Raw genomic sequence first — 3,456 nt, 5'->3', positions numbered from 1 at the left:
CCGACGAATGTTGCCGAGGCGATTGCGCGCACCGGAGCGCCGCTGGTCGATACCTCCAGCGGCGTCGAAAGCGCGCCGGGCGTCAAGGATACCGACAAGATTACCAATTTCGCCTTTGCGGTGCGCTTGGCCTAAATCGCGTCGATCAATAGGCGTCGTTCAGCGCAAAGATCGGCTTGCGGGTGCGCCACTGCCCTCGGGTGAAGTCGGGAAAATCTAACGTGCGATTGCCCTCAGCAATCGATTGTTCCGACAGAGGCGTGATCGCGCTCCAGGCCAGCGCGTCGTAAATGTCGATTGGCATCGGGGCCTTGGCCTTCAGCGCCTCGACAAAAGCGTGGATCACGAACCAGTCCATCCCGCCATGCCCGGCCCCTGCCGCCAGATCGGCGTAGCGTTTCCATAGCGGGTGATCGTATTTCGCAAACCAGCCCTCGGCAGGCTCCCAGCGGTGCGGCTGTGGGCTCTTGCCCTCCAGATAGATCGACTTGTTGACGTCCATCCACAGCCCCTCGGTGCCTTGCACCCGAAAGCCGAGAGAATAGGGGCGCGGCAGCGAGGTGTCGTGGCACAGCATGATCGTTTCACCATTAGTGCAGCCGATCATGGTGTTGACCACATCACCCAGTGCGAATTTCACCTCGGCGTTGGGATGATCGGCAGAGCCGTTCTTGACGACATAATCATGCAGCCCGCGCGCCTTACAGCCGAAGCCGCCAGCGCCCGCTTCGCCCGGCAACGCGACCTTCAGGGTGCGGGTCTGCGGCGGGTAGCACACGCCGGCATCGGCGCAGCCCTGGTACTTCACGGTCAGGGTGGTCGCGCTCGCGCCGGCCGCGGGCGTGCCGGTGAGGGTGCCGAGCAATTCCTTGCGGTAGGTTTCGACGTCGCCGAAGAATTCGTCGCGGTAGGCCTTGCCCTTCGGCAGCGCCATGGTCGCGCCGGTGAAGGCGGCATCGGCCTTGACCGAGGTGCGGTGCCGGTACAGGTAATAGCCGTCGGCGATCCGCCAGCGCACCTCGATGCGGTCCGGCGCGGTGGCCTGCGCGGACAGGACGAAGACCTCGTCGACCGGCGGCAGTTCGAAGTCCTGGGCGACGGCCGAGGTCGCGGGCAGCGCAAGCAGCAGGGCGAGCCCGGCCAGCCAGCGGCGCAGGCGGATCGTGGATGCGGTCATTGGCTCAGTTTACCGGTCGGCTCTCGGCGGCCAGCCATTGCAGGTATTCGGGCAGGCCGGACGCGGCTTCGACCGCGAGCAGCTCCGGGAGTTCGTAGGGATGCAGTTGGCGCAGGCGTTCCTGCAGGGCGGGGTAGGCCTCGGCACTGGTCTTGACCAGCAGCAGGACCTCGGCCGCGGCCTCGACCTTGCGTTGCCAGCGATAGACCGAACGCAGGCCGGGCAGGAGGTTGACGCAGGCGGCCAGGCGCTCGGCCACCAGCGCGGTGGCGATGCGCTCGGCGCTGTCGGCGTCGGGACAGGTGCAGAAGCAGATCAGGGCGCTCACCGGCATAGGGTAGCGGCTGCCCCGATCCGGCGGGCCTGGCGGACATCCGCGTGCGGCCCTTGAAAGTCGGCGGGCCCGCCCCATCTCGGTGGCATGCCGGGTTCGCCCGGTTCTGTTGTCCGCGGTTTGGCACTCGCTTCGCGCGACTGCTAAAATCGCCGGGTTTTTCCACGTCAATCAACCATTTACCGAGGTTGCCATGTCCAATATCAAGCCGCTGCACGACCGCGTGGTCATCAAGCGCATGGAAGAAGAGAAGCTGTCCGCCGGCGGGATCGTGATCCCGGATTCGGCCACCGAGAAGCCGATCAAGGGCGAAGTCGTCGCCGTCGGCACCGGCAAGGTGCTGGACAACGGCCAGGTCCGCGCGCCGCAGGTCAAGGTCGGCGACAAGGTGCTGTTCGGCAAGTACAGCGGCACCGAAGTGAAGCTGGACGGCGTCGAGCTGCTGGTGGTGAAGGAAGACGACCTGTTCGCGATCCTCGGCTGATCGCGCGTCGCTCCCACACATTTCTCATCCGAATAATTTTTCGAGGTAATTCGCAATGGCTGCCAAGGACATTCGTTTCGGCGAAGACGCGCGCTCCAAGATGGTGCGCGGCGTCAACGTGCTCGCCAACGCCGTGAAGGCGACCCTCGGCCCGAAGGGCCGCAACGTCGTGCTGCAGAAGAGCTACGGCGCGCCGACCATCACCAAGGACGGCGTCTCCGTCGCCAAGGAAATCGAACTGGCTGACGCGTTCGAGAACATGGGCGCGCAGATGGTGAAGGAAGTCGCTTCCAAGACCTCAGAGATGGATCCGTAAATTTGAACAACTCCTATAAGTGATATTCTGCTCCTCAAATGATGTTATAAACATCAATATATGGAGTATTTTATGGCACGTAGACCAAGAAGAAATCATTCAAATGATTTTAAAGCTAAGGTAGCACTTGCTGCGATTAAAGCAGAAAAAACACTTGCTGAATTGAGTGCTGAGTTTGATGTTCATCAAAACCAAATTATTGACTGGAAAAATCAATTGATCTCAGCTTCCTCGCAAGCTTTCGATCAATCAAAAGCTCCAACAGAACCACCCATCGATCTAAAAAAACTACATGCAAAAATCGGTGAGCAGGCATTAGAAATTGATTTTTTAGAAGGTGTGTTGAAGAAACTGGGCCGCTTCAACCACAAAAGTTAATCGACGACTCACTTCAGATTTCAGCATCTAAGCAAGCTAAGCTGCTGAAAGTCTCCCGTGGTTGTTATTACTATCGCCCAAAACCTGTGAGTGCATCAGATCTGAAGCTGATGCGATGTATTGATGAATTACATATGCAATATCCTTTTGCAGGCAGTCGTATGATGCGTGATTTGTTGAATCGTCAAGGACATCATATAGGACGACGTCATACACGTACTTTAATGAAGAAAATGGGTATTCAGGCGTTATATTGCAAACCAAATTTAAGCCAGGCTAATCAAGCTCACCGTAAATATCCATATCTGCTCAAAGGATTGGCTATTCAGCGCAGTAATCAAGTGTGGTCTACGGATATAACGTATATCCCTATGGCAAAAGGCTTTGTTTATTTATGTGCTGTGATTGATTGGCATAGCCGCAAGGTACTTGCGCATAGAGTATCGATTAGTATGGAGGTGGATTTTTGTATTTCGGCTTTAAATGAAGCGATTGAAAAATATGGTCGACCTGAAATATTTAATACAGACCAAGGCAGCCAGTTTACCAGTGATGCATTTATTGATGTATTGAAATCAAATGGCATTCAAATCAGTATGGATGGTAAAGGTCGATGGGTAGATAATGTGATGGTTGAACGATTATGGCGGAGCGTTAAATATGAAGAGGTGTATCTCAAAGCTTATAGCAGTGTCACAGATGCGAAAAAGCAATTAAGTGCATATTTTGAGTTTTATAATTTGAAACGACCTCATTCGAGTCTAGAC

4 protein-coding genes and 2 pseudogenes are annotated in these 3,456 nt (G+C 56.0%); 4 read left to right on the top strand and 2 right to left on the bottom strand.

Features of this window, described 5'->3' with window-relative positions:
• A pseudogene (locus SJ312_RS23040) lies at positions 1-135 on the top strand (N-(5'-phosphoribosyl)anthranilate isomerase); the annotation flags it as partial.
• A gap of 10 nt (positions 136-145) precedes the next feature.
• On the opposite strand, the gene SJ312_RS23035 reads toward SJ312_RS23040, so the two are convergent.
• Both SJ312_RS23035 and cutA read right to left on the bottom strand, forming a co-directional pair.
• Positions 146-1,177: a protein-disulfide reductase DsbD domain-containing protein gene (locus SJ312_RS23035; RefSeq protein WP_004201169.1), complete on the bottom strand. Its 1,032-nt coding sequence runs from the start codon at positions 1,175-1,177 to the stop codon at positions 146-148.
• A 4-nt stretch (positions 1,178-1,181) separates the two neighbouring features.
• Complete coding sequence (gene cutA / locus SJ312_RS23030; RefSeq protein WP_004201171.1) at positions 1,182-1,511, bottom strand: divalent-cation tolerance protein CutA; 330 nt, start codon at positions 1,509-1,511, stop codon at positions 1,182-1,184.
• Positions 1,512-1,704: 193 nt separating this feature from the next.
• On the opposite strand from cutA, the gene groES reads away from it, so the two are divergent.
• The 3 genes and pseudogenes from groES to SJ312_RS23015 all read left to right on the top strand — a co-directional run.
• Positions 1,705-1,995 carry a co-chaperone GroES gene (gene groES, locus SJ312_RS23025; protein WP_004201172.1) on the top strand — a complete coding sequence of 97 codons (291 nt, stop codon included), beginning with the start codon at positions 1,705-1,707 and terminating at the stop codon, positions 1,993-1,995.
• 55 nt (positions 1,996-2,050) lie between these two features.
• A pseudogene (locus SJ312_RS23020) lies at positions 2,051-2,299 on the top strand (TCP-1/cpn60 chaperonin family protein); the annotation flags it as partial.
• Positions 2,300-2,371: 72 nt separating this feature from the next.
• Positions 2,372-3,456 (top strand): IS3-like element ISAba14 family transposase gene (locus SJ312_RS23015; RefSeq protein ID WP_319868401.1). Its coding sequence is split into 2 segments (ribosomal slippage), with 1,086 coding nucleotides annotated over them: positions 2,372-2,636 and positions 2,636-3,456; the frame shifts between segments, so codons are not numbered across the junction. This gene is flagged as partial in the annotation.

Origin of the sequence: Providencia sp. CIM-Carb-044, from assembly GCF_033901115.1 — a bacterium.
GTDB lineage: Bacteria > Pseudomonadota > Gammaproteobacteria > Enterobacterales > Enterobacteriaceae > Providencia > Providencia hangzhouensis.
This window is presented reverse-complemented; position numbering and strand designations above follow the sequence as displayed.

Bases quoted from the DNA above. Each gene is read 5' to 3' on its own strand.
- SJ312_RS23035 (WP_004201169.1), bottom strand. From the start codon at position 1,177: ATGACCGCATCCACGATCCGCCTGCGCCGCTGGCTGGCCGGGCTCGCC.
- cutA (WP_004201171.1), bottom strand. From the start codon at position 1,511: ATGCCGGTGAGCGCCCTGATCTGCTTCTGCACCTGTCCCGACGCCGAC.
- groES (WP_004201172.1), top strand. From the start codon at position 1,705: ATGTCCAATATCAAGCCGCTGCACGACCGCGTGGTCATCAAGCGCATG.